Here is a 24,740-nt window from a genome sequence, read left to right as displayed (position 1 = left end):
ATCTCTGTTTGGGCAGATTTAGCCTAGATGAGGAGCATTCAAACACAACTATTATCTTTAAGTTGATAGATAACACGATAGCCGCTACTTTTGCCCTTGTGAATATCGCTGTTTTTGAGGCGAACTTTAAAGACAGTGTAACCTGTTTCTGGGATTTGATCGCCGATGAACTTGCCTATCTAAAGGTGATCAGTTAGGGGTTGTGGGTCAGTACAAATGCTAAGATAGCGTTGGGCGAGGATGGGAAGTCAGTCCTTGAATTGATCAGAGAAAAGGAGTTTAAAAGATGAAAATGACTTATCTGGAAGCTACTGCCAAATTTTACAGCGAAGTAGCCCAAACTCCCGAAGTGGGGCTATGTTGTGTCCAAAGCAGTCCTTTGCAACTGCCGGGGTTAAAAATCCCCGCCATTATGCAGGAGATGAACTATGGTTGTGGCACGACGGTGCAGGTTAATGAATTGGGCAATTCTCCCAAGGTTTTGTATGTGGGTGTGGGTGGTGGTTTAGAAGCACTGCAATTCGCCTATTTTTCCCGTCGTCCGGGGGGAGTGATTGCGGTGGATCCAGTGCCAGAAATGCGTTGGGCAGCCCAAAGAAATCTCGGCGAAGCACTGCTGGAAAATCCCTGGTTTAGTCTCGATTTTGTGGAAATTAAAGATGGTTCCGCCTTTGAATTGCCGGTGGAGGATGCCTCCGTCGATGTGGTGGCGCAGAATTGTCTTTTTAATATCTTTAAACCAGCCGATTTACAGTTAGCTTTACGAGAAGCTTTTCGCGTCTTAAAACCGGGAGGACGTTTACTGATGAGCGATCCGATCGCCACTCGTCCAATTCCCGAACATTTGCAAGAAGATCAGCGTTTACGCGCTATGTGTCTATCGGGGGCCTTGACCTACGAGGATTATATTAAACAGTTGATCGCTGCTGGTTTTGGTCAGGTAGAAATTCGGGCCCGTCGTCCCTATCGTTTACTGGACTGTCAGAGTTATAATTTAGCCGAGCCGCTCCTATTAGAAAGTTTGGATTCCGTTGCTTTTAAAGTAGCTATTCCCGAAGATGGGGCTTGTATTTTTACCGGCAAAACTGCTATTTATACTGGTACGGAGGCAATTTTCGATGATGGTGCTGGGCATATTTTAGCCAAAGGATTGCCGGTGGCCGTCTGTGATAAAACTGCGGGCAACTTAGCTCGCTTCTCTGCCCAAGATCTCCTCATCACCGAGTCCACTTGGCACTATAATGGGGGCGGTTGCTGTTAAAAAAGCACGGTCGAGGCAAGTGCGATCGGTCAGTTATCAGTTATCAGTTATCAGTTATCAGTTACCAGTTATCAGTTACCAGTTATCAGTTATCAGTTATCAGATGTGAGTTATCAGTTATCATTGATTAGTTATTGGTCACTGATTACTATTTACTATTTACTATTTACTGATTACTGATTACTGATTACTGATCACTGTTTACTGTTTACTCTCCTATGACTCCTTTTGTTGAGAAACTAAAAACTCCTTTAACTAAGCAAAAAATCTCGGTTCTGCAAATTAATTTGGGGAAAAAATGTAACCTTGCCTGTAGCCATTGTCATGTGGAAGCTAGTCCAAGTCGCTACGAAGAAATGACTCCAGAAGTGTGCGAACAAATTATCGAACTGATCGAAAGATTTCCCCAAATTAAAACCGTCGATCTGACGGGCGGCGCTCCGGAAATGCTCTACGGTTTTAAGCCAATTGTGGAAACCTCTAGAAAAGCGGGGAAAGAGGTAATTGTGCGCTCGAATTTAACTATTTATTTCGAGAAAGGATTTACTGATATTCCTGAATATTGCGCTGGACATCAGCTGCGGGTGGTGGCTTCTTTACCCTGTTATCTTGCCGATAATGTGGATAAAATGCGCGGGGAAGGAGTCTATGATCGATCAATCGCTGCTTTACAATGGTTGAACCGTCTCGGCTACGCTCAAGAGCCGAATTTGATTGTGGATTTAGTCTATAATCCCCAGATTCCTAAGTCAGAGAATTTTTCTCTGACACCGGATCAGGTATCCCTAACACGGGATTACAAAAAGTTCTTGCAAGAACATTTTAATATTTCTTTTAATAATCTGTTTACCATCACTAACCTACCCATCGGAAGGACGCGCTTCCATCTGGAACACCGGCAACTCTATCAACCCTATCTTCAATTCCTCAAAGACCATTTTAATGGCGATACTGTCGAACATTTGATGTGTCGTAATCAGCTTTCCATTGATTATTTGGGTAATATCTATGACTGCGATTTTAATCAGATGGAGGCTCTGGCTGCTTGCACCAGTCAAGGCCAAAAATTAACCCTGGCAGATTTATTACCAGCGGATAGTTTAGATGTAATTGCAGAGGTACAAACCGCTTCCTATTGCTACGGTTGCACTGCCGGCAGCGGTTCCAGTTGTGGAGGAGCTTTGCTTTCAAGCTGAACATCTGTACTGGAAATAGTCAAAAGTTTGGCTAATGATTAGGGACCGGAAAAAACTGCCGATTCGATATCTTGGCGACTAAGGGAGTATTTAAAAGCGCGATTGATATCACTGCCGTCATTGGCTGCTCGAAAGTAACGAACGGTGATTTCTTCAATATCGAGGCAGATTTCCGCTTTCCATGTCGGTTTTTCGACGATCCAACAGTGGCTATTCTCTCTATTTTTCCGACAACCTAATTTAACTAGCCATGCTTCGATCGCCGGTAAGGGATGATTATAGAGGGGAGTATCGGCAGTAGGAATCTTCATGGCATCTAAATCAAAAATAATTGGGCTACAGTCACAGCATTCTCTCCTCGAAGCATAGCAATAATCACCGCTAGTAACAAGCAGCCGAGCAGGGTGAGTGCCAAGATAAACAAAGCAAAAATTTCTCCCGAAGATAGGGGGCGATCGGTCGGATCGAGATAGGCGCTACGATTAGCTATGGGTTCATCGCTATCGGGGATGGTTTGGATGACATTCCAGCGCGAGTAACCTATTTGTAAATCATACAGGGAACGGCGATCGGGATTACTCAGGGTGGCATAAGCTTCGTTAAGACGCTGGAATTGAACCGTTGCCACTTCGGGGCTGAGTTCGGTAGTATCGGGATGGTATCGTTTGCTTAGTTCCCGATAGGCGCGTCGCACTTCGATCACCGAGGCGCTCGGATGTAGTCCTAGAATGGCATAATAGGTATTGGCAAAGCGCGAGTTAGCGGCAATGACTCGCGAGGTGGTTTGGGAATTATCGCGCTCGAAGGTCACAAGATTTTTTAAACTGAAAATTGTCTTAATATTTTAACCCTGTTGATCATGAAATCTCGTTATCGGCTGCGTCTTCGGATCTGTCTTGTCTTTCTTATTATGGCCCTGACGAGTTTGTCTCCTTGGCTAACCTCTAGCGCCTATGCGGGGATCGATGACGATCGCCTCGATGGTAATATTTTTGTGGTCTATGCGGGTAATGGTTCCCTCGTACCACCGCGTCTAAATTTAGCGGAAACTTTTCAACGGAAAATTCCAGCTATTATTGTCTATTATCTGGATGATAGTAGTGATTGTAAGCAATTTGCGGCGATTGTCTCCCGTTTTCAAGAGTTTTACGGTCGCGCCGCCAGTATTATCCCCGTTACTGTCGATTCTATCCCCTTAAAGTCTTCCTATCGTCCCGATGAACCGGGTTACTATTATCGCGGTGGGGTTCCCCAAACGGTGGTTTTAGACCAACAAGGTAAAGTGGTTTATGATGGTTTGGGCAATGTTAAATATGAAGATGTGGATGATGTCTTAAGAAAGGTTTTTGAGCTTTTGCCTCGATCAGAATCGGTAGAGTTAAAAAGACGCTCTTTTAACGAGTTTAACGCTGAATTGCGCTAGTTACCTCTTTTTTATCCTCAATTGAACGAACCCACTCCCCACCCCACTCTTAGCGTAGCGGAGTGGAAAGTGCAGGGAGTGGCAATTGAGGGGGTTCAATGCCTAAGCTAAGACGCATTTTAACCGCCTATCCTTAGATTAGCTGAATCTCAACCAGCAATTTAAATTCGCGGGCAGCTGACAAGGCGATGCGATCGCCCTTAGATAAAGAAGCTACTAACAGGAATACTACCGAAAGCTGGTAATGTACCACTGTATCCTGTGATATTCACTAATAGGTCATTGCTAGATTGGAAACCAGCCACACTATCATTAATGACTAAATAAGTTCCCGCAATACTGGCAGTTGTGACATTGACTAAAGCTGCACTATTTACCCCTAAAGCCTGATTGCCAGTTAATGCTCCATTAGCATCAGTAAATACACTATTGGTCATATTTGTGGTAATGATTCGGTAGTAGTGGCGTAGCTCTCTTGCTTACCTGGTATGAATTGTGTAAAATATTTATTAATAAAAATAATTGGAACCCGCTCAGTCTTTAAACCTCTAGCTTGCTCATGACTTTTCTGATAAATATCTTTTTCTGGCTCCTGTCTGGCTTACTGAAACATCAGTCTAGCACCGAACCAAGTCCCCCCCCCTAGTTCACCTCTATTCCCCTGTCAAGCGTTGTGGTTCTCACCATAGGATCAAGAATGGTTCTATTCATAAGGGAAAACCCAAACGTCAATGTAAAGAATGTGGTCAACCGTTTGTGATCAATCCCACTAATAAAACTGTATCTGACGAAACCAAAAAATTAATTGACAAACTCTTACTCGAACGAATTTCTTTACGAGGAATTGCTAGAGTAACAGGGGTAAGTTGGTCATGGTTACAAAACTATGTCAACAATAAACTGGCGGCTGTCCCCCGTCAAATAAAGGTTTCGGACAAACCAAAAGGTAAATTGGTTAGAGAATGTGATGAGATGTGGTCTTTTGTTTTTTCTAAGACAATAAAAGTTTATATTTGGCGGTTAATTGATAGAAAAACAAGGGAAATTATTGGCTGCTATGCGCGGATATAGGAGTCGTCAATCAGCCAAAAAACTTTGGGGCCAGTTTACCAGGCGTTTACCGACAATGTGCGGTTGCTTACACAGACTTTTGGGAGTCCTATAAGACAGTAATTCCCAGTAAACGTCATCGACCGGTCGGGAAAGAAACTGGTCAAACTAATCCTATTGAAAGATTAAATAATACCTTTCGACAAAGGATTTCTCGGCTGGTGAGAGAGAGTCTATCTTTCTCTAAAAAAATGGAGAATCACGTTGGGGAACCCTTTGGTATTTTATCCATGACTACAATGCACAGCAAAGCAAAGGATTAAGCCGCCATCACTACTACCGAATCACCACCGTTTAATTTTTTAAGGAAAGGTTTTTAAAATTTGCTGTAACTTTTGTCCTGCATTGTTTCTAGCGAATAACTGTAGGATGGCACTCGATAGTGGCTCGTTGTCCGACCGTTCGTTAAAAAAAATGAATGGGGGGGTGACATTTGGCCATACGTTTGGTAGCATGGCGGGGTGGGAAATGTGGTTGTTGTGGGCAGACCACAAATCGCCGTCCGAATTCCCCCACCCCTCCTCGCCGAACTCAACCAGTACGTCGAGCGGGTTGGCACGTCCAAGACGGATGTGATCGTCAGTGCGATCTCTCAATACCTAGGCTGTGCCGAGACTGTGCCGTTGAGTCAGCGAGTAGCTGAGTTGGAAACTAAAGTTAAAGAACTACAAGTATTGCTCAAAGCTAGATTTATTGGAGGTGCAAATGAGTGAAATTCCCCTGTGTAGCGTAACGATTTCATCCCAACTTCCTCCCGATGAAATAGACTCTTTAGAAACATCTTTACTGATCAATTCAATTAAGGCACAGAAATTTCCAAGTCGCGTGTTAGGTGCAGATGACGTAGCTTTTGTAGCTACAGTAGTTGGAGGGTTAGCAGCTACTGCCAATTTGATAGAATACAGCATCAAATTCGCTAAGACGATTAATAATTGGCGACGAGAACTGCGCTTAAAAGGAATAGAACCAAAGGGGAGGCTAGAACATCCCCAACGTCCTCCCCTAGATATTAGTAAAGCTACCGATGAGGAGATAGTAGAATGGTTGTCTCGCAAGTAGTCACAAAATATCCTGTTATTACAGGGGAAGAAAAAGTTACTCGACAAGATAATTCCTTATATCCTGTTATTACAGGGGAAGAAAAAGTTACTCGACAAGATAATTCCTTCAGTAATCAAATTCTCATCTTATTTTCAGCCCCTCTACTCAAAGAAGACTTAGAACCAGTAGAGAATTTAGCAATTCAGCCAGAAATTGAAGCGATCGCTTCAGTATTAGAGGATATATCTCATCCTATAGCAGTGGAGATAGTAGTTAAAGTAGCCACATCCAAGACGCTGCAAGATGCCTTTTCCAGTCGGGTCAAACCACTAATTATTCATTTCATTGGTCATGGAATGAGAGAGGTGGATAGTACAGCCCTAGTGTTAGAAGATGAGGTGGGAATTACTCGTTCTTTTACTGAAAAAGAACTAGAAATTGCTTTATCAAATCAGAAGCAACCACCTTGTCAATTAGCTTTATTAAATGCCTGTCATTCAGAAAAACTAGCCCTAGCTTTTGTTAAAGCTGGAGTGCCTCATGTGATAGGAATTGACGCTGAGGATAAAATTCTCGATGTAGCGGCCCGATGCTTCTCGCAACGACTTTATCAAGCATTATTCAATCAAGATGAGATTGTTAATGCTTTTTTAGTGAGTCGCAATGCAGTTAAACTTGATGATAAATTAAAAACAATCTTTAACGCTGAAACTTTTGAGCTAGGAGTTAATTTCGATGAAGCTTTTAAATTTCGATTATTACCCCAATCTTCCCACAATAAATCACTGATCATAGAACCAGCCAATTCTCGCAGTGTTATCTATCCCCAGTGGTCAAATACTAATATTTCCCGTGACGATCCCAACTTTGTCGGACGCAGACAAGAAATACATCAAGTAATTAAAGTTCTGGTAGAAAAAGAACAACGCTGTCTTGCCCTGCATGGTATGGGAGGAATAGGCAAAACAGCCTTAGCTTATGCCATTGGTAGGTGGTTACATGAACGAGAACGCTATCGTGATGGAGTTTGGTTTATTAGTTTGCGCGATACTGATTCTGTAGGAACGCTAATTACTAAAGTTCAACAGAGTCTTGGATTAAAGAGTTTTGTTTTAGAGAGAGAATTAAGAAATAGTAGGATTTTTTTGATTCTCGATGATTTGGATAGATTGATTGAGAAAGAATCCAATGAACTAATTGACCTTTTGAACTTGCTATTAGAACAATGTCCTAATTTAAGATTGCTGCTGACTTCCCGTGATTCTCTAGTCAGGGACATTCTTTATTGCCATCAAGAAGAAGTTTGCAGTATGGGAGTATCAGAAACAATAAAAATATTTAGAAAGTATGCTCCCTCACAAGCTCAATGGGGAGATAATGAAGATTTGGAGGAAGATTTTAATCTTTTAATCAAGTTTCTTGATGGTTATCCCTTACCTATAAAACTAGCGGCATCTTATATGAGAGAAAATCAATTTACTCTCAAGATATTGTGTGAAGAATTAAACATTGAACCGATGGAAATTCTTGATTCTTATTCTTCGGAAGAAAGAAAAGAAAGAAGCTTGCGAATAACTTTAGAGCGTTCTTTTGAAGTGTTATCGGTAGAGGGTCAAGATATATTTCCTTTATTGGCTTTCTTTCCGAGTGGCTTGAGTCGTGATTTGGCTAGAGCTATTGGGGGAAGAAGTGGTCAGAAAGCTTTGGGGGAGTTGCTTAAGTTTTCAATGGCAGAAAAGTCTCTTACTGCTTCTGACTGGAGATTAACTTTACCCGAACCTGCCCGCACTTACGCAAAAAGTAAATTGCAGCAAGGAAGAGGAATTGACGATCTTGCGCCTCTTGTTTTAGATTTTTATTATAGCAATTTCTGTGACATAGTTCTCAGGCTTTTTGATAATAAAGATGATAAAAAGGGACAGCAATTACTTCTGCAAGAAAATTCAAATTTAATCTTGTTTCTTCAATGGGGCTATGAGAGTGAATTGAGTTCAGAGCAAATCTGTCGCAGTGCGAGGATGACAGCTTCATTAAGTCCTTATTGGCGCTGGATTGAAGCGAATCAAGACCCTTTAGTTAGATTGCGCTTGGCTGCTTCAGCCGCCCAAAGAAATCAAGATCGAGAGGGAGAAGATTTAGTGAGAAATGCCATTGCAGCTTTGGCTTCTAGAGGATCATTTAGAACTGTTCAATCTTTGGCACAAGGAAGTGAAGATCAATTTGAGTTTGAAACTATTACCATCAACAGTAGGGGCAAAGAAATCAAACAAGAGCTTAAACAAGCGCAATATTTCACTGAAACTCTCTCTGGCGAAGTTATTCTCGATCTGGTTGCCATCCCAGGTGGCGAATTTATGATGGGAACAGAAGACGAGGAAATCGAAAGACTGGTGAAGAAATTTGATTGGCAGTACTTTAGCCGGGAAAAACATCAACATCAAGTTACCCTTCCCTCTTTCTACATGGGTAAATATCCCATTACCCAAGCGCAGTGGCAAGCGATCGCCTCCCGTGCCGATTTAAAAGTTAAACAAGACCTTGAATCTAACCCAGCCTATTTTAAAGACCGTCCCGATAGCGATCGCCGTCCCGTGGAAAAAGTCAACTGGTACGATGCGATCGAGTTCTGTGGGAGATTATCCAAGTTGACGGGAAGGGAATACCGGCTACCGAGCGAAGCAGAATGGGAATATGCCTGTAGAGCGGGGACAACAACAGCCTTTCACTTTGGGGAAACTATCACGGGAGATTTAGCTAATTATAATGCTACTAAAACTTATGCAGATGAACCCAAAGGAGAAGATCGAGAAGAAACGACTCCCGTGGGACAATTTCCCCCCAATGCCTTCGGTTTGTACGATATGCACGGCAATGTTTGGGAATGGTGCGCTGATGACTGGCATGATAATTATGATGGTGCGCCGACGGATGGCAGTGTCTGGATAGAAAATGGGAATGATAATTGTTCTCCTCTGCGGGGCGGTTCTTGGTACCTCAATCCCTATTACTGCCGTTCCGCTTACCGATTCTACAACTACCGCCGCGCCTACGACAACACCGTCAGTTTTCGCGTGGTGTGCGGTGCCGGGAGGACTCTGTAACCCTTTTTCTCTTTTTTCCCTTTTTACCCTCATTCCCTATTTTTTCTCTTTTCTTTTCTTTCCCGCCTCACGGCGGGTCGATTTTTTGCGGAAAATTGGCGTTAATGTTAAATTTTATTACTGGACTTCCCCCATACAGAAATACTAAAAAATTAACAAAACCCTTACCGCAGGTCGCTTCTCAGAAAAAATTGAAAAGGGGCTACTGGGTACATTTTTCGCTTGAAAATGGCTGTACCGTTGACTGTATCTGGAGTAGAGCGATGACCTAGAGTTGGCTGTATAGTGATCGCTAACCTGATTTTAACAGATAGTGTCATTAATCTCTAGAGTAAGGGATTCGCTCTGTAGCCATGTTTTTGCTGGTTTTCTGCCCCGAAACAAGCTATAATGGTCGAAAGGTCAAATTTGAAAAATTTTGCCTCAAACCCTATCTGCGTAAGGACTTCAGGATTTTGTGTCCAGTAGTCCATTAGTATTATATTGCTTTAACTCAGGCTCTGTAAGACTTTTAGCCATAGCTAGTATGTTTATACGGGGGAAGTTCAGTTATTAAGGCAATGAAAGAATTATCGGTGATTCAAAAGTGTTATGATTTGGTAAAGTGGTACGTTCCGATTATAGAGCGTTTTCCCAGGGTTCACAAGTTCACGATAGGGGACAGGGTAATCAACCAACTTTATAACATATTAGAGAATTTAATCAGGGCTAAATTTGCCAAAAGTAAGCTTGCCAAACTTGAATATATCAATACCGAATTAGCTGTTCTCAGACATCAGAACCGACTGTTATTAGATTTTAAGTTGATCGATCTGAAACGCTATGAATACGTCAGTCAGTTAATTGATGAATTGGGAGGAGAATTAGGCAACTGGATTAAAACCCAACGTGAACGAGAAGCGAAACCAGATTAATTTATTGTTATCATCGGAAATTTAAATGAAGCGTTACGGTAATCTCTATTCCCAAATTATCGAATTTGATAATCTATTTCTTGCCGCTCGTAAAGCACAATCGGGCAAGCGTTTTAGGGATAACGTTCTAGATTTTAATTTTAATCTGGAAAGGGAACTGATGCAATTGCAAAGGGAGCTAAAGGATAAAAATTATCATCCTGGAGCCTATCGAACCTTCCACATCATAGACCCCAAAAGTCGCCTGATATCGGCCGCACCTTATCGGGATAGAGTAGTCCATCACGCTCTATGTAATATCATTGCTCCTATTTTCGAGCGCACTTTTATTCATGATTCCTATGCCAATCGGGTTGGATTTGGAACTCATAGAGCTTTGAGGCGATTCATCCGCTTTGCCCGCTCTAGCTCTTATATCCTTCAGTGCGACATCAAGAAATACTTTCCTTCCCTCGACCATGAAATCCTTAAGGGACTGATACGGCGCAAAATTAAATGTCCCGATACCCTCTGGTTGATCGATACTATTATCGATAATAGCAACGAACAGGAAACTGTCATCGATTACTTCCCCAGCGATGACTTGCTGACTCCTTTAGAACGAAAAAGAGGTCTGCCCATCGGTAATTTAACCAGTCAGTTTTTTGCTAATATTTATCTTAATGGACTCGATCATTCTCTTTCGCACCGAAGTTCGGGTTAAATCTTCTTACTTCGACTAATCTTTCTCTCTCCAGCCGCATTCCGGGCATTGCCAAGGCTCTCGCGGGGCCGGACTGGTGGTAAAGATATGTTTACAATCGGGACAGATGCCAGTAAAGAAGGGATGGGTGTCTAATATTTTTTCCTGTTCCTCTCGCGTGTAACGGCACAGCCGGTTCGGCATCTTGGCCTGTCCGTTACCGTTAACTTTCACGATACTTTTGTTCTACTCGTCAATAAGAGGGCAACGTCTTTCTCTAAAAAAATTCCGTTTGGGCAGTTAGTTATGTTATAACATTTGTCATAACATAATTACGGAAGGTCATAGGTTATGACAAGTCTAACGCTCCGAAAAATCGGCAATTCCATAGGTGTGATCTTACCGAAAGAGGTTTTATCCCGACTGAACGTAGAGGAAGGAGATCAGATTTATATCACGGAATCGCCAGATGGATACAGAATTTCTGGCTTTGATCCCGATTTTGAAGAAACCATGAAAGCTTTTGAAGATACTTACTCTCAGTACCGCAACGCCTTTAAGGAACTCGCCAAATAATGATCGAGGAACCGAAATGGTTATCGAGTGATGCGGTTCAGGTGATTCAGGAAACTTTAATCGCTCGAACCGGAGGGACTCCAGGAGTTTTAAACCCAACCCTGTTGGAATCCACTGTCAATAAGCCAAAATTCTTTTTTCAGTACGAACCTGAATCATCGATTTTTAAGTTAGCGGCGGCCTATGGCTACGGTTTTATCAAAAATCATTGCTTCTGCGATGGCAATAAACGTATAGCTCTGGCCACCGTTTCAATTTTTTTGCGAAAGAACGGCTATCGCTTGAACGCCAGTGAAGCAGAAACGGTCACTTTCTTTCGCGGTCTTGCGGGCGCTCTCGAAACCTATGAGGAGGGTTTCGCCAGATTGACCGATTGGATCGAACAATATGCGATCGAACTGGAAGATTAACCAGACTTAGGGACTGCTGTACCACCCCTTCGACTTGGCTCAGGGCAGGCTCTAATCTAACGCCTCAGCAAATATAGCCTTGAAATCATAATTAAAAGATTTGGCGTGTTCTTCCCGTATTCTGTGTAATTCTTCAAGAATTTCATCTTCCCACATAAATTTAATTTCCCATCAATTCATATTAGTCCTCGTGCTTCTCCCCAGACTTTTACTTACTTTGTCTAGCTTGACCAACTTTTAGCCATGCAAAGATTTGTTGTGGAGTCAGTGTCAACTGAACCCCTGCAATTACCTTAAGCTGGTGATCCCCTCTGCAAACTTCTGGCTCTTGTTGGTCCGTAAACATTAAAACAGAATAATCATCTGGATCAAGCATCCATCCTAATTTACTGCCATGTTTTAAACAATGTAGAATGTTGTCAATTACACGGTTTACCTTTTGATCCGGTGAAAGAATTTCGATAGTCCAATCAGGTGCTTCCCTAAAGTCGTCCTCCGGTTCACCTGCTTGATTGAGGTTAATTCGATTCCATGCAATTACCGCAACATCAGGAACGATCGAACGCCCGCCGAAGGTACATCGCAACTCAGGTAAAGCTGTATAATCAACAGTGTGGCTGTCAACCTCAGCTAAAAGACGTTTTTGTAGGATAGAGTGTCGAGTCTTAGGCATCGGTTTCTGAATTGCGACTCCATGCAAGTATTCCCATGCTGGAGAATCCTCCAAATATGGCAATTTGAGGAAATCTTCAAGGGTGATACCCTGAGTCAAGGAAGTCGTCATCGGTTCAAGCAAAGGTTTTTTTTGTGACTTGATTATAAATCTCTGACTAGATTATACTCTGTCTGATTGATTCTGTCCAAGATTTGATGGCAATTCGGACATTCAATTGTTTCATTTAAAAGAGCAAGCTTTAGGGAAATTGTCTGAGCAATTTTTTGATAATTGACCACTGTTACATTTGGTAAATCGAGGAGTTGATCAAAATTTATCCACATAACCCACCTCCTGTTCTGTATTACCATTATACCATGCTCACACAAAACCTAGAAGAGCCTCTTGCTTTCGAGGGTGTTGGGTAACAGTTGTCAACCCAACCTATAAAATTAGCTTACTGCTACTCAGTGCCTTCGGCATGGCACTAATAATTTTTGATCATTAATTCTCTCCCCGCTGCTGCCTGTCCTTGTTTATAATTATTCATGCCATACTGAAGATTCCACTCGATAATATGGGCAAAATTAAATAGTTTTCGTATCTCTGGACAATCATCGTAGGTAATTAACCATTTAGCCTGACATTGACGCATATTATCGGCAAAACGTTGATGATCGAAGCTGGTATGTAAATTCCCTCTTACACCGTACAAACGGGATTTTGTGGCACTATAGTAGGGGGGATCGAGAAAGATAAAAACGTCTTTTCCCTCAGCAAATAATAATTCTTCGTAGTCTTGGTTAGTAATTGTTACCGATGCTAATAACGGCGCAATTTGAGTTAATCTGGCTATCGATGAATCAGTAAATCTACTGGTAAAAGCTGCTTGAGAATACCCCCCCGAATCCACTGTTCCCGAAAAAGTAATCCGATTTAAGATAAAAAAACGCACCGCTTTCTCAAAGTCGGTTAACTTTAAATCTTCCCTTGTCAAATCTTGAAATAATTCTCGTCCGCTATCATATTTCTGTTTAATTTCTGTTATTTTTGCTACCAATAACTCAATATTTTCTTGAGCGCATTGCCAGAAACAATATAAATCATAATTTAAGTCATTAATCCAATAGGTTTTTATTTGCTGTCCAAAGAGTTGCTTAACAGCAAAAAACACAGAACCACCACCAAAAAAAGGTTCTCGATATTCCCTAATATTCACAGGAATTTGCGGCAGAATTTGCTTAATTGCCCGGGATTTCCCCCCCGGATAACGCAAGGGACTTTTAATTTTTGACATTTTATTTACTAATTAGATCCTATCTCGATTTCGAGCTTTTTATTGGTTTGAACTTCAACTAAAAGCTTTCTAATTATTTCCTGCTCTCTCTCCTTCAGATTATCCGAGTTTAACACAAGAAATTTTTCTAGATTTTCCAATTGACAAGGTAAAGTAATTTTGTCTTTAATACCTTTACCTGTAAGTTTTAACTTTGACACAAAATTTATGGGTTGATTATTTAAATTAATGGAGTCTATATTGGAATACAGAATTAATTTAAAAAGACCATCTTGTATATCAGTTAAATCTGGCAGCCCCTTCCTTGTAGAATTTTTAGACTCCTGAATGTAATATTGATCTTTTATATATAAAATTTCGTCTGGTGCTAGATAATAAGTTCCTCCCAAATAGTTTTCAATACAGAAGTTTGCTTTCCTTCCATCGACTAAATATTCATGTTTATGTACTGTAACTGATTCCCTTTCACTTGCCATTTTAGAGCCTTTTAGAGATATATTTTTGAATTCTTCAAAATCAAGCATAACTGCTTTTAGATATTGTCCCATACTAGCTTGAGAATGAGTAAAAACACCAGTATTGTCAGAGATATTTTTATAAGAATTAAGAGCCTGTTGAAAAGTCGAAGTAAACTTTTCTTCTAATAAACTTTTATTCCAATGTAAAGCACTTTGCTTGTAATTTAAAATTTCTTTTATTTGATTCTTAATAAATTCATTATTAAACTTTTGTTTGGTAAGTTTGTGTTTATTTTCCTGTTTCGTTTTTTGACTTTTCTCCGCATTTTCATAGTATCCAAGAACTATATATATATTGAGTAAATTCATCCATGAAACTGTAGAATATTGAAGCTTATCTAAGTCTCCATCTCTTCCCTCATCTTTAATAATCGGTATTATTGTCAATATTTTTGACGCATTATATGTGTTATAAATTCTGGCAAATGGATAACTTCTGGTTCGCTTAGGGGAAACCCACTTGGAATAAGCGACTTCTGTATTTTGTGCCTCTATAATTCCATAAGCTCTGGATTCATTAACATCAAATTGTTCCAAACATACTCTGTCTAAAGATTCTGTTAGACAGGCTGTATATTTTACATCTCTTATAAATCCAGTCAAATTCAAGACTTCGCTCATATTATGAAATTACGATCAAATTAATTAGATTAAAAGACGGCCTAAAGGTTGAACTCACCCGCCTTGTCAAAGTCTAGCAGAAAGTCGGGTGCAGTGATATGTCAGACAGTCGGCAGCCGGTCATAGGCTTCTGGCTCAACATCGGGAACTTTTGTTAAGATTGCCTCATACTTTTCTCGACTTCCCTTTTTGGCCTTTTCTATTAGGTAATTTTCTGTCATCAACGCTGAAAGTTTCTCAGCGATCGCAGTAGAGATAAATTGATCGATCGAAATTCCCTCACGAGCCGCTAGATCATCTAAACTTTTCTGTAATGAGTCGGGAATTTGAACTTGAATGGTACTCATGGTAACTTACCTATTAATCGTAGGAAACCTGAAGGCTCAAAGCGTGGGTTTCATTTTTAACATAGCCACCTTTACTCGATCGATAAATTACGCTCAAACCAATTAGATTAACTATCTACTTAACCGTTGGTTTGCGGAATTTAGAAGGAGAAGGAAAATATTCTACTCGTTCATTTTTCAGAGCTTGTGCCATGAAATCGCGCCAAATGGGAGCGGCAAAACCACCACCGGTGATACCTTTACCTAAAGTGCGGTTTCGGTCATCTCCAATCCACACTGCGGTGGCTAATTGGGGAACATAACCGACAAACCAGACATTTTTCTCGTTATCGGTAGTACCAGTTTTTCCCGCTGCCGGACGACCGATTTGGGCTGAGGTTGCTGTACCACCTTGTATTACACCCTGTAACACAGAATTAAGAGAAGCGGTGGCCCAGGGGTCTAAAACTAGCTTCGGTTTGGGTGTATTATCGAGCATGACGTTACCGCGACTATCAGTAACACGCATGATAAAGGTAGGCTCAGAATGCCAGCCATTACTGGCAAAAGTAGCGTAAGCTCCCGCCATTTCCAGAGGAGTCACATCCACGGAACCTAAAGGTAAAGATGTGACGGCAATTAAAGGACTCTCGAAACCCAACAGACGACAGACTTCAATGACTTTATTCAACCCGACGCGACGACCGAGAATAACTGCGGGGATGTTAAGAGATTTCATAAGAGCGCTACGCAGGGAAACCGGACCAGAAAAGCCGCCACCGTAGTTTTTTGGGCTATAGAAGCCGCCGGCCTCGCGAAAACGGATGGGAGCATCATTAACCACCGTTTCGGGGGTAAAACGACCACTAGCGAAGGCAGTATAATAGACGAAAGGTTTAAAAGCTGACCCCGGTTGACGACGGGATTGAATAGCGCGGTTTAATTGACTTTTATTGTAATCAACGCCACCGACGAGAGCCTTGACGAAATGGGTGCGGGGATCCACCGCAACTAGAGAAATTTGTAGGTCTTTGGTGCGAATACCGCGACCACGCAAGCTATTATAGGCCTTTTGAATGGTAGATTCGGCCATGTTTTGAAAGTCGAGATCGATCGTGGTTTGAATCCGCATTCCCCCTTTAGTGAGGGTTTCCTTGCCAAATTTTTGCCGCAATTCTGCCACCACTGCATCGGTAACGTAGGGTAATTTACTTTCTTGCCAAGCGGTGGGTTTACCCAGTTTCAGAGGTTCCTTGAAAGCGGCCTCTTCCTGTGCGGGGGTAATCCAACCTAAGCTACGCATCCGACTGAGAACCAGTGCCTGTCTTTCCTTGGCGGTTTTATAATTATTAAAAGGACTATAAACTTCCGGTGCTTGGATTAATCCGGCCATCATCGCCGATTCTGCTAAATTTAACTGGGCAGCGGGTTTATTAAAATAACTTTTAGCGGCGGTTTGGACTCCGTAATTATTATGACCCCAATAGATATTATTGAGGTACATTTCCAGAATGTCATTTTTGCTAAAAACCTGTTCTACTCGTACTGCCAAGACTGCTTCAGCTAATTTACGGCTAACGGTGCGCTGATGGGAAAGAAAGATATTTTTGACTAACTGCATGGTGATGGTAGATGCACCTTCCACCACACCGCCACTTTTCCAGTTAGCGACTACTGCCCGGCCGATACTATTAGGATTAATACCACGATGGTGATAAAAATGGCTATCTTCGATCGCCATCACTGCGCGTTTCAGATTGGGAGAAATTTGATCGAGTTCCACCACTTCCCGATTCGCTTCTCCGTGTAAGCTGGTCAGAGGTCTGCCTTTAACATCGTAGATATAACTGGTTTCCGTGGGGACATAGCCCTGTAAAATCCTCACATCGGGTAGATTGCGGTAACTAATCGCCAATCCTACCACAGCCCCCGTCACCACGGCCGTGGATACCATCAACAGGCCGAGAACAGTTCCTCCTGCGACTCTAGAGACTCCTTGGAAAAAGCTATCCGAGTCACTACTGGGTTTCTGCTCTTTATCTTGATTGCCGAGGGTACTGGTGGACACGATGGTTACAATTTCCTTTTTCCAAGAGGGGACTGATCGATTAAACTGGCTTGAAAGTCTATTCTAAAGGTTTTGTTAAAAAATTGAATACTAGCTTACAGGAATTGTGGCCGATCTGGCTCTAGTTTCGATCGGTCATGACAGCGCGATTAGAGGCAGCATAGTTAGATATCAGGGACAAAACAGGGTATCACGGGTATTTCTGCCAGTTACTGGGTTAGTTCCCGTCGCTCTCTCACAAAGATATTTTTCTACGTCGGAGCGAATAATTGCATCGGTAAAATCGGCCCCGTCGATAATTGCACCTTTGATTAAAATGTTAGTGGCAAAAGCTCCTTCGAGAACGGCATTGGTAAAGTTGGCTTTGGTTAAACGGGCCGATTCTAAATCCACATTTCTCATATTGGCATCGCTAAAGTTGGCCCCCTCCAGGTTGGCAGAAAAAAAGCGCACTCCTTCCAGATTGGCATGACTGAAGTTACTACCGCGCAGATTGGAGTGATCGAAGGTGGAATCGCGCAAATCCTGCCCCGCAAAGTCGTTATCGGTCAAATTGCGGTTATTATAACTTAGCGCGTGGGCCGGAGCCAAGGACGATAATAATACTAATATACTAGCAAAAAAGGTTAGTAGAGTTTTGCGAGAAAATTGCGCCATATTGCCCCCCTGATTGATTAACCTTTTCTATAATAAGCTGTACTGCATTTAAACTGCGTCGGGGAAAATTTTAGTACAAATGCTCGACTTACCCTCCGCATCTCCCTACTCCGGTGCAGTCTTGTCGTCCTTGAATCAGTGATTCAGTGATCAGTTATCAGATTTGAGTTTTTAGTTCACTGTTTACTGTTTACTGATCACTGAAAAAAGCTCCCCACTCTTCTCTACCAAAATTAACTTATTTGTTTGCTCATGTCTCCCCTCGACAACATCGCTAAACTGTCTCACCTCACCCGCAGAGATGTTCAGAAAAATTGGTGGATCGCTACAGCAGCGGGAAAACCAATTCAACCCGTCACCCTCAATGAAAAACAATACATTATTTGGCCGGCTGGTAGACAAATTCAATATCTAACTCAAAAAATTATTGTCCCCGAACATTTGGCTGGTTATCCTTTAGAGGGAATGGAACTGAGATTAATCTTAACTTGGTGGGCGGAAGATGTCAAAATTTATGTTAATAATCAATTTATCCAAGCGGGAGACCTCTTTGATTCTTCCCCTCGCATTTTACTTTCTAACTCGGTCTCTACTGGTCAAGAAATTCTTGTTACTCTCCGTTTAGTCAGTCCCAATCATGATATTGGTGGTTTGATGAAATCAGAGTTAATCTATGAATATAGCCAAGCGATCGAGCCTAGTTTTGTTGCTGATGAATTAACCATTCTCCATAATTATCTGCAAACTTTTTATCCTGAAAACTTAGCAGCTTTTACCGCTACTATCGACAATATTGACTGGGATAATGTCACCAACAAAGATAAATTTAATCAATCCCTAGAATCAATTCGTCAATCCCTGCTACCTCTCGCTAAACCTCTCAAAGAACGCAGTTTTCATCTTCTCGGCCACGCACATTTAGATCTGGCTTGGTTGTGGCCGTTGGCAGAAACTTGGCAAGTGGCAAAAAATACTTTTATCTCGGTTTTAAACCTGCAAAAAGATTTTCCTGCCCTCATATTTGGTCATTCTAGTCCCCTAATTTACGACTGGATAGAAAAACATCATACTGACCTATTTCAAGCAATTCTAGAGGCATATAAAGGGCAATCTTGGGAACTTTTGGGCGGGATGTGGGTAGAACCAGAAGTCAATTTAATCTCCGGGGAATCCCTATTTCGACAACTGCTTTATGGACAACAATATTTTCAAGAAAAATTTGGACAAATCACTAAAACTGCTTGGCTGCCAGATACCTTTGGGTTTCCCTACCAATTGCCGCAAATTCTTAAATCCTTTGGCATCAAATATTTTGTAACTGGGAAACTACATTGGAATGATACGACTAAATTTCCCCACGGTTTTTTCTGGTGGCAATCTCCCGATGGCAGTAAAATTCTTTCCCTAATGTCTCCTCCCAATGTTGCTGGAGTTATGGATACTAATCCAATTATTATGACCGATCATGCTCTCAATTGGGAACAGCAAACCGGATTAAAAGAGATTTTTTGGTTGCCCGGTGTTGGCGACCATGGCGGCGGTCCGACTCGTGATATGTTAGAAGTGGCGCAACGTTGGCAAAAATCTCCTTTTTTCCCCCAGCTAAAATTTAGCCAAGCAACAACTTATCTGGACAGTCTGGAGACAAGTAATCTTCCTATCTGGGATGATGAATTATATCTAGAATTCCATCGTGGTTGTTATACCACTCACGCTGATCAAAAAGCCTATAATCGTTACTGTGAAATCCTCTTGTATCAAGGAGAATTATGGTCTTCTCTGGCTAATATTTTACTAGATATTCCCTATCCGAAAGTCGAGATAGAATCCGCCTGGAAAAAGGTTTTATTAAATCAGTTTCATGATATACTGCCCGGTACTTCTATCCCCGAAGTGTTTAGGGATGCTAATCAGTTATGGCGGCAAGTTATCAGCACAGGTGAAGCAATTTTAGAGCAAGCTTTACAGGCAATTGCTAATCAAATTAATTTACCTAATCCCCCCCATCCCCAAGCAAAACCTTTTCTAGTTTTTAATTCTCTTAACTGGGAAAGAACCCAGGTTATCTCTTTAGCTATAGAATCTGACAATTCTTCGGTTTATGACTTAAATAATTGTCTCTGTCCTTCGCAATTATCCCACGACAATCAACTATTATTTATCGCTGAAAATATTCCTTCTGTGGGTTATAAGTTATTTTGGGTAGTTCCCAATCAGCAAGCAACGGAGAAAAATTTAACTAACTGCCAATTTATTTTAGATAATGGCTTACTTAAAGTTACTATTAACTCAGAAACGGGGGATATAGATAGTATATTTGATATAATTAATCAAAAAGAAATCCTGCAAGCTGCCGGTAATCAATTACAGGCATTTAAAGATCAAGGACAATATTGGGACGCTTGGAATATCGATCCGAATTATCAACAATATCCCTTACCTAAAACAGTATTAAAATCGATCGAATGCTTAGAATATGGCCCCTTGCGCTGGCAGATTCGTGTGATCAGAAGTTTAGGTGATTCGGAATTTTGTCAAGATTATATCTTAGAAAAATATTCCCCTATTCTCCAGATTAAAACTATTGTTAATTGGCAGCAGGAACATACTTTAGTAAAAACCGCTTTTCCTCTTGCCATAAACAGCAATTTTATCACCTATGAAATTGCCTGTGGTGCGATCGAGCGTTCCCACCAACCAGAATCGCCAAAATGGGAAGTTTACGCGCATAAATGGGCGGATTTAACCGATACAGAGGCAACCTACGGGGTGAGTCTTTTAAATAATAATAAATATGGCTATGATGCTACTAACCAGCAACTGCGATTAACTCTCTTGAGAAGTCCCCGATGGCCCGATACCGAGGCAGATTTGGGGAAACAAGAATTTACCTATGCAATATATCCCCATCAAGGGGATTGGAAAACGGCGAAAACTGTCCATCACGCTTGGCAGTTAAACTCACCTGTCACCGTTATTTTTATTACTAATTCTTCTCGATCAACCCGATTGCCACCCGTGGCACAATGGTTAAAATTCTCGGACGATAACTTAATTTTAATGAGTTTCAAACAAAGTGAAACATCCCCTCAGAGTTGGGTAATGCGCGTCTATGAATGTCAGGGAGAAAACGCTGTTATTGATTGGCAAAATCAATTACAATTAACAATAAAAGAATCGATCGACGGTTTAGAAAGAGCGATCGATCCTATTGATCAAATTTCTCCTTGGCAGATAGCTACATGGTTATTAAAGAATTAATCTTCGTGATCTTCAAAAGGATCGCTTAATTCTGCTGCTGGCGGTCCAAAAGCGGTATAAAGAGCTAAAGCGGTAATCCCCACCAAAGCGGCAGCGATCGAAATACCCAAAATTGTTGCAGTTTCCATAAAATAAAATTTGTTTAGATAGAGCCTGTACTATCTTAACAGGATATAACCGATCTCGCCGCCGATAGCGATCTCTAATCTGGCCTGTTGCATTGCTGTTATCTCATGCCCGATAATGCTGAAAGGATCGACTAAATAGCGATCGAACTAAACCAGAAGAATTATTATGAAGAAACTCCTACAGGGACTAGAAAAGTTCCAGAGTGGTTATTTTGATGAACATCGGCAATTATTTGAGCAACTCTCCCACGGACAAAAACCGAGAATCCTGTTTATTACCTGTTCCGATTCCCGTATCGATCCTAACCTAATTACCCAAGCGGAGGTGGGGGAATTATTCGTAATTCGTAATGCGGGAAATATAATTCCTCCCTACGGAGCAACCAATGGTGGTGAAGGTGCATCTATAGAATATGCTATCAACGCTCTCGGCATCGAGCAAGTGATTATCTGCGGTCACTCCCATTGTGGAGCGATGAAAGGTTTGTTAAAATTGCAGAGTCTGGCCGATGAAATGCCTTTAGTTTACGATTGGTTAAAGCAAGCAGAAGCTACTCGACGTTTAGTTAAGGATAATTACAAGGAACTAGAAGGAGAAGAACTGATCGAGGTGACAGTAGCAGAAAATGTTCTCAATCAGTTAAGTAATTTGCAAAGCTATCCAATTATTCGTTCCCGATTACATCAAGGTAAATTGTCTCTACACGGTTGGATTTTTCGGATTGAAACCGGGGAAATTTTAGCCTACGATCCCATCCTACACGATTTTGTCGCTCCCCATAGTAAAATTACCCATCCCGAACCGGAAGAAAATTTACCCCCCAGTCGTCACCTTCCTAATAGTCATCCCTTCAAGATTTCTGAGGATTATATCAGGACTCATGCGGACGTACAAAAAGCGACTGCTGCGGTTAATACTGTGGCGAAAAAGAATGGCTCCTCAACCCAAAAACCAGGCTATAATTATTTAGAACCCTCCCAAGCTGATCGCATTTATCGCGGTTCGAGAAGTTAATTAGGGATTACAGAAATTCTCTAGAGATGTGCTTATTACCGTCTCTAGAGTGGCAATTAAACATACAATTATCGGTGGCAATCTTAACCAGTAATTTAGATAGTCAACAGCTTACAATAATGCTCCAATAGAGACAACTGAACACTAGGGACTGACTACCAAAAAACACAACTTTGTCACTCAATATTAGCACAATTATTTGTAGGATGGGTTAGCGGTAGCATAACCCATGCGGGGGTTGGGTTTCATGCTTCAACCCAACCTACGTTCATCTTATATTTAATTCCACCCACCTACTTATCATGACGTTACTACGGCCTTTGAGTTTATTCCCATCAGAATCATTTGAGTCTGCGCCATGTTGACTTATTGCGAGGTTTGCCAGGAACAATTTCAAGAAGGCTTTTCTTTCGCAATCTATTGAAAACATTTTTGGCTTTACTGGCATCAATTCCGAGTATTTCCCGTGCTTGACGATTATTTATTTCTTCATTATCGGCTAGATATTCAAGGATTTTTTTTTCGTACTCAGGATATAAATCCTCCATTGGTTTGGTATTTTCGTCTTGATTTTTAAAAGTTCCAGTTTTACACCAAGAAGCCTTACACTTTGGTCTTCCTGGAATCAGTTCAATTAATCCTGTTCTGTGCAATCTATAAAACACGCCTTTGATGGTTCCTTCTGAAGTAATACCAGTTATTTGTCGAGCCTTCTTATTGGTAATTTCTTGATGGTCATTCAAATAATCCATTATAGTTGTTTCTGGAGAAGCTAGGGGTTCATGTTTAATAGAGACGATCACAGAATTCTCTCTTTCGCATATTTCTGGTGGTTTTAATCGCAATTTAGCCATTGCCTGGAAAGCTGTATTTAATCCCTCTCCCACATCTTTATTGGGAGGATCAGGAAACTTATTAATAATCCTAACTATAGCTCCATTTCTTGCAAATTGCTCTTTTAAAATGTTTTCCACAGTAATATGTCCTGGTAATTTGCCTGGACTTTCAATCTCAATTCTATTGTCAAAAATACGGACTTGTACATCTGATACTATGCTATAGTCTCTGTGTAATACTGCATTTGTAACAATTTCATGAATAGCATCTTGAGGATATTTTATTGATTCTAGTCCCTCTTTTCCCATCTTAGAAACTTCTTGTACTACTTCAATAATTTTAGATACAGAACTTTGTATTTGAACGTACAAACACCCCTCGATTGTAATTGGATCGAAAGCTAGAGTTTCTCTTGTACCCTCTAATTCTTTTGTCTTATAACGATATATTTTTATACCACAACGCTTCGGTATAATTGCTTGAGGCTCATCAGAAAACAGAAGAACACCTGCTATTGTCGGCTTACCATATTTTAGTAATTGTTGTTTTTTTACCCATGTCTCTGGCATGGAATTTGGAATAACAGAAGTAATAAACTTTTTTATTGTTTCTGATTCAACAATAACATCTGATTCTACATCTATGGTTTGTGTTTCATAGGAGTTTATACCTTTATCTAGTCGTAATCTATCTAGACCTTGAGGATCGTTTACAGGTAAATTTTGTGCGCCTTGCCTAATATACGGCTTTCCATCAGAAGCATAAACAATTTCTCGTGATTTATGAATCGTGAATTGTAAAACTAAGCCAGAGACTTCTTGAGATTCCAGAAATATACAATCATAACCATTACGATCAGGAAAAATCTCATGTAAAAGCTGTAAGTGTGCATTGGCGGCTTCTGGATCATCAAAACCACGCCAATTTCTGATTTTATTGCCTTGTCTATTATCATCTTCGTCAATTCCAATGTAAATATCTCCTGCACTAGCATTGGCAAATGCAGATATAGATCTACTTAATTTAGCTGGTTTAATATCTATTGACTTTAAATCTAGAAAGTGGCCTTCTTTTATCTGGAGAATTTTGTTTAACTGCTCTTGCGTTATCTGAGATACTTCAAATTGCATATTAATCAAGGAGAAAATGTCAGTTCACAATAATATAAGAACTATTGAATGTATGATACAACAGCTACGGCGGTTCCTCTGTCCATCTGGCACAGACAACCCCTTATTGGATAAGCCTTTCGGCGTGGAGAATGTACCAGACCAGTCCTGAATCCGCCATATTTGCTTAGTTAAGTAAAAAATTAATTGGAGATTGACGTGTATCACTATATAGTATGACTAAATTATCATATCTCAAAACGTTTTCGATTGTCAAGATACTTACAGAGTATAATTAAGCTGTTCAGCATCTAAATTTCCGAAGCACTCTAAGCATGGCAAAGGGGGCGGCACCCGAAACAAGCAGTTACGAATAGCTTACTAGATTATAACACTTTTACAAAATCTCAATATTTGAATATTTTGTCCCTTGCTCGTCAAATCATGGAATAATTTATAGGGGTTCCCATCAAGCTCAAGGATAAATTCATTGGGCATCGTCTCCTCAATACTGGCGACTGACTACCCAAAACC

General features: G+C 41.0%; 22 protein-coding genes and 5 pseudogenes. 14 read left to right on the top strand and 13 right to left on the bottom strand.

Features of this window, described 5'->3' with window-relative positions; genetic code table 11:
* The first annotated feature begins 286 nt into the window (after window positions 1–286).
* On the top strand, window positions 287–1,261 hold the full coding sequence (arsM, locus tag GQR42_RS22350; protein WP_199273229.1) for an arsenosugar biosynthesis arsenite methyltransferase ArsM: 975 nt from the start codon (window positions 287–289) through the stop codon (window positions 1,259–1,261).
* Window positions 1,262–1,479: 218 nt separating this feature from the next.
* On the top strand, window positions 1,480–2,457 hold the full coding sequence (gene arsS / locus GQR42_RS22345) for an arsenosugar biosynthesis radical SAM (seleno)protein ArsS (RefSeq protein ID WP_158201666.1): 978 nt from the start codon (window positions 1,480–1,482) through the stop codon (window positions 2,455–2,457).
* Window positions 2,458–2,495: 38 nt separating this feature from the next.
* On the opposite strand, the gene GQR42_RS22340 is transcribed toward arsS, so the two are convergent.
* Together GQR42_RS22340 and GQR42_RS22335 are read right to left on the bottom strand one after the other, a co-directional pair.
* Complete coding sequence (locus GQR42_RS22340; RefSeq protein ID WP_158201665.1) at window positions 2,496–2,768, bottom strand: DUF3143 domain-containing protein; 273 nt, start codon at window positions 2,766–2,768, stop codon at window positions 2,496–2,498.
* 5 nt (window positions 2,769–2,773) lie between these two features.
* Window positions 2,774–3,268, bottom strand: coding sequence for a J domain-containing protein (locus GQR42_RS22335; RefSeq protein ID WP_158201664.1), 495 nt, complete (start codon window positions 3,266–3,268; stop codon window positions 2,774–2,776).
* A 48-nt stretch (window positions 3,269–3,316) separates the two neighbouring features.
* Between GQR42_RS22335 and GQR42_RS22330 the strand changes: the two genes are divergently transcribed.
* The gene (locus GQR42_RS22330) at window positions 3,317–3,880 is read left to right on the top strand and encodes a thylakoid membrane photosystem I accumulation factor (RefSeq protein WP_158201663.1); all 564 of its coding nucleotides are present in this window, start codon (window positions 3,317–3,319) and stop codon (window positions 3,878–3,880) included.
* Between the two features lie 200 nt (window positions 3,881–4,080).
* Here the strand turns inward: GQR42_RS22330 and GQR42_RS22325 are convergent.
* Window positions 4,081–4,320, bottom strand: a pseudogene (locus tag GQR42_RS22325) (bluetail domain-containing putative surface protein); the annotation flags it as partial.
* A gap of 250 nt (window positions 4,321–4,570) precedes the next feature.
* Between GQR42_RS22325 and GQR42_RS22320 the strand changes: the two are divergent.
* From GQR42_RS22320 to GQR42_RS22295, 7 genes and pseudogenes are all read left to right on the top strand, one after another.
* A pseudogene (locus GQR42_RS22320) lies at window positions 4,571–5,288 on the top strand (IS1 family transposase).
* 181 nt (window positions 5,289–5,469) lie between these two features.
* Entirely contained in the window at window positions 5,470–5,703 is a 234-nt protein-coding gene (locus tag GQR42_RS22315; RefSeq protein WP_158201661.1) for a DNA-binding domain-containing protein, read from the top strand.
* Window positions 5,696–6,049 (top strand): hypothetical protein, encoded by a 354-nt coding sequence (locus tag GQR42_RS22310; protein ID WP_158201660.1) that lies wholly within the window; start codon window positions 5,696–5,698, stop codon window positions 6,047–6,049. Before GQR42_RS22315 ends, GQR42_RS22310 begins: the two co-directional genes overlap by 8 nt.
* Window positions 6,031–7,542: pseudogene (locus GQR42_RS29100) on the top strand (NB-ARC domain-containing protein); the annotation flags it as partial. The gene GQR42_RS22310 and the pseudogene GQR42_RS29100, both read left to right, overlap by 19 nt.
* A gap of 756 nt (window positions 7,543–8,298) precedes the next feature.
* A pseudogene (locus GQR42_RS29095) lies at window positions 8,299–9,132 on the top strand (formylglycine-generating enzyme family protein); the annotation flags it as partial.
* Window positions 9,133–9,692: 560 nt separating this feature from the next.
* Window positions 9,693–10,046, top strand: coding sequence for a diversity-generating retroelement protein Avd (gene avd, locus GQR42_RS22300; RefSeq protein WP_158201659.1), 354 nt, complete (start codon window positions 9,693–9,695; stop codon window positions 10,044–10,046).
* Between the two features lie 25 nt (window positions 10,047–10,071).
* The gene (locus GQR42_RS22295; RefSeq protein WP_199273228.1) at window positions 10,072–10,749 is read left to right on the top strand and encodes a reverse transcriptase domain-containing protein; all 678 of its coding nucleotides are present in this window, start codon (window positions 10,072–10,074) and stop codon (window positions 10,747–10,749) included.
* 15 nt (window positions 10,750–10,764) lie between these two features.
* On the opposite strand, the gene GQR42_RS22290 is transcribed toward GQR42_RS22295, so the two are convergent.
* Window positions 10,765–10,932: a hypothetical protein gene (locus GQR42_RS22290; protein WP_158201658.1), complete on the bottom strand. Its 168-nt coding sequence runs from the start codon at window positions 10,930–10,932 to the stop codon at window positions 10,765–10,767.
* A 147-nt stretch (window positions 10,933–11,079) separates the two neighbouring features.
* Between GQR42_RS22290 and GQR42_RS22285 the strand changes: the two genes are divergently transcribed.
* Both GQR42_RS22285 and GQR42_RS22280 read left to right on the top strand, forming a co-directional pair.
* Window positions 11,080–11,304: an AbrB/MazE/SpoVT family DNA-binding domain-containing protein gene (locus tag GQR42_RS22285; RefSeq protein WP_002757519.1), complete on the top strand. Its 225-nt coding sequence runs from the start codon at window positions 11,080–11,082 to the stop codon at window positions 11,302–11,304.
* Complete coding sequence (locus GQR42_RS22280) at window positions 11,304–11,714, top strand: type II toxin-antitoxin system death-on-curing family toxin (protein WP_158201657.1); 411 nt, start codon at window positions 11,304–11,306, stop codon at window positions 11,712–11,714. The genes GQR42_RS22285 and GQR42_RS22280 overlap by 1 nt, the downstream gene beginning before the upstream one ends.
* 208 nt (window positions 11,715–11,922) lie before the next feature.
* On the opposite strand, the gene GQR42_RS22275 is transcribed toward GQR42_RS22280, so the two are convergent.
* From GQR42_RS22275 to GQR42_RS22245, 7 genes and pseudogenes are all read right to left on the bottom strand, one after another.
* Window positions 11,923–12,498 (bottom strand): Uma2 family endonuclease, encoded by a 576-nt coding sequence (locus GQR42_RS22275; protein WP_158202548.1) that lies wholly within the window; start codon window positions 12,496–12,498, stop codon window positions 11,923–11,925.
* 35 nt (window positions 12,499–12,533) lie between these two features.
* Window positions 12,534–12,713, bottom strand: a pseudogene (locus tag GQR42_RS22270) (ISL3 family transposase); the annotation flags it as partial.
* A 143-nt stretch (window positions 12,714–12,856) separates the two neighbouring features.
* Complete coding sequence (locus tag GQR42_RS22265; protein ID WP_158201656.1) at window positions 12,857–13,666, bottom strand: DNA adenine methylase; 810 nt, start codon at window positions 13,664–13,666, stop codon at window positions 12,857–12,859.
* 8 nt (window positions 13,667–13,674) lie between these two features.
* A complete protein-coding gene (locus GQR42_RS29090; RefSeq protein WP_158201655.1) occupies window positions 13,675–14,805 on the bottom strand; it encodes a hypothetical protein in 1,131 nt (376 codons plus the stop codon).
* Between the two features lie 101 nt (window positions 14,806–14,906).
* Window positions 14,907–15,152, bottom strand: coding sequence for a toxin-antitoxin system HicB family antitoxin (locus tag GQR42_RS22255; protein ID WP_158201654.1), 246 nt, complete (start codon window positions 15,150–15,152; stop codon window positions 14,907–14,909).
* 115 nt (window positions 15,153–15,267) lie between these two features.
* Window positions 15,268–17,199, bottom strand: coding sequence for a transglycosylase domain-containing protein (locus GQR42_RS22250; RefSeq protein WP_158201653.1), 1,932 nt, complete (start codon window positions 17,197–17,199; stop codon window positions 15,268–15,270).
* A gap of 171 nt (window positions 17,200–17,370) precedes the next feature.
* Entirely contained in the window at window positions 17,371–17,856 is a 486-nt protein-coding gene (locus GQR42_RS22245; RefSeq protein ID WP_158201652.1) for a pentapeptide repeat-containing protein, read from the bottom strand.
* 252 nt (window positions 17,857–18,108) lie between these two features.
* Between GQR42_RS22245 and GQR42_RS22240 the strand changes: the two genes are divergently transcribed.
* Window positions 18,109–21,117 (top strand): alpha-mannosidase, encoded by a 3,009-nt coding sequence (locus GQR42_RS22240; protein ID WP_158201651.1) that lies wholly within the window; start codon window positions 18,109–18,111, stop codon window positions 21,115–21,117.
* Here the strand turns inward: GQR42_RS22240 and psbN are convergent.
* Entirely contained in the window at window positions 21,114–21,245 is a 132-nt protein-coding gene (gene psbN, locus GQR42_RS22235; protein WP_002761150.1) for a photosystem II reaction center protein PsbN, read from the bottom strand. The genes GQR42_RS22240 and psbN overlap by 4 nt on opposite strands.
* A 166-nt stretch (window positions 21,246–21,411) precedes the next feature.
* On the opposite strand from psbN, the gene GQR42_RS22230 reads away from it, so the two are divergent.
* Window positions 21,412–22,260, top strand: coding sequence for a carbonic anhydrase (locus GQR42_RS22230; protein WP_158201650.1), 849 nt, complete (start codon window positions 21,412–21,414; stop codon window positions 22,258–22,260).
* 341 nt (window positions 22,261–22,601) lie between these two features.
* On the opposite strand, the gene GQR42_RS22225 is transcribed toward GQR42_RS22230, so the two are convergent.
* On the bottom strand, window positions 22,602–24,227 hold the full coding sequence (locus GQR42_RS22225; RefSeq protein WP_158201649.1) for an ATP-binding protein: 1,626 nt from the start codon (window positions 24,225–24,227) through the stop codon (window positions 22,602–22,604).
* Between the last annotated feature and the right edge of the window lie 513 nt (window positions 24,228–24,740).

Source organism: Microcystis aeruginosa FD4 (assembly GCF_009792235.1).
In the GTDB taxonomy this organism is placed as follows: domain Bacteria; phylum Cyanobacteriota; class Cyanobacteriia; order Cyanobacteriales; family Microcystaceae; genus Microcystis; species Microcystis viridis.
Note: the sequence above shows the minus strand (reverse complement) of the source record. Positions and strands in the feature narration are given on the sequence as shown.

What these genes read in the sequence shown, in the direction of transcription:
- arsM (WP_199273229.1), top strand. Translation starts at nt 287, where the DNA reads ATGAAAATGACTTATCTGGAAGCTACTGCCAAATTTTACAGCGAAGTA.
- GQR42_RS22310 (WP_158201660.1), top strand. Translation starts at nt 5,696, where the DNA reads ATGAGTGAAATTCCCCTGTGTAGCGTAACGATTTCATCCCAACTTCCT.
- psbN (WP_002761150.1), bottom strand. Translation starts at nt 21,245, where the DNA reads ATGGAAACTGCAACAATTTTGGGTATTTCGATCGCTGCCGCTTTGGTG.
- GQR42_RS22255 (WP_158201654.1), bottom strand. Translation starts at nt 15,152, where the DNA reads ATGAGTACCATTCAAGTTCAAATTCCCGACTCATTACAGAAAAGTTTA.
- GQR42_RS22225 (WP_158201649.1), bottom strand. Translation starts at nt 24,227, where the DNA reads ATGCAATTTGAAGTATCTCAGATAACGCAAGAGCAGTTAAACAAAATT.
- GQR42_RS29090 (WP_158201655.1), bottom strand. Translation starts at nt 14,805, where the DNA reads ATGAGCGAAGTCTTGAATTTGACTGGATTTATAAGAGATGTAAAATAT.
- GQR42_RS22330 (WP_158201663.1), top strand. Translation starts at nt 3,317, where the DNA reads ATGAAATCTCGTTATCGGCTGCGTCTTCGGATCTGTCTTGTCTTTCTT.
- GQR42_RS22240 (WP_158201651.1), top strand. Translation starts at nt 18,109, where the DNA reads ATGTCTCCCCTCGACAACATCGCTAAACTGTCTCACCTCACCCGCAGA.
- GQR42_RS22245 (WP_158201652.1), bottom strand. Translation starts at nt 17,856, where the DNA reads ATGGCGCAATTTTCTCGCAAAACTCTACTAACCTTTTTTGCTAGTATA.
- GQR42_RS22290 (WP_158201658.1), bottom strand. Translation starts at nt 10,932, where the DNA reads ATGCCGAACCGGCTGTGCCGTTACACGCGAGAGGAACAGGAAAAAATA.
- GQR42_RS22295 (WP_199273228.1), top strand. Translation starts at nt 10,072, where the DNA reads ATGAAGCGTTACGGTAATCTCTATTCCCAAATTATCGAATTTGATAAT.
- avd (WP_158201659.1), top strand. Translation starts at nt 9,693, where the DNA reads ATGAAAGAATTATCGGTGATTCAAAAGTGTTATGATTTGGTAAAGTGG.
- arsS (WP_158201666.1), top strand. Translation starts at nt 1,480, where the DNA reads ATGACTCCTTTTGTTGAGAAACTAAAAACTCCTTTAACTAAGCAAAAA.
- GQR42_RS22275 (WP_158202548.1), bottom strand. Translation starts at nt 12,498, where the DNA reads ATGACGACTTCCTTGACTCAGGGTATCACCCTTGAAGATTTCCTCAAA.
- GQR42_RS22285 (WP_002757519.1), top strand. Translation starts at nt 11,080, where the DNA reads ATGACAAGTCTAACGCTCCGAAAAATCGGCAATTCCATAGGTGTGATC.
- GQR42_RS22265 (WP_158201656.1), bottom strand. Translation starts at nt 13,666, where the DNA reads ATGTCAAAAATTAAAAGTCCCTTGCGTTATCCGGGGGGGAAATCCCGG.
- GQR42_RS22230 (WP_158201650.1), top strand. Translation starts at nt 21,412, where the DNA reads ATGAAGAAACTCCTACAGGGACTAGAAAAGTTCCAGAGTGGTTATTTT.
- GQR42_RS22280 (WP_158201657.1), top strand. Translation starts at nt 11,304, where the DNA reads ATGATCGAGGAACCGAAATGGTTATCGAGTGATGCGGTTCAGGTGATT.
- GQR42_RS22340 (WP_158201665.1), bottom strand. Translation starts at nt 2,768, where the DNA reads ATGAAGATTCCTACTGCCGATACTCCCCTCTATAATCATCCCTTACCG.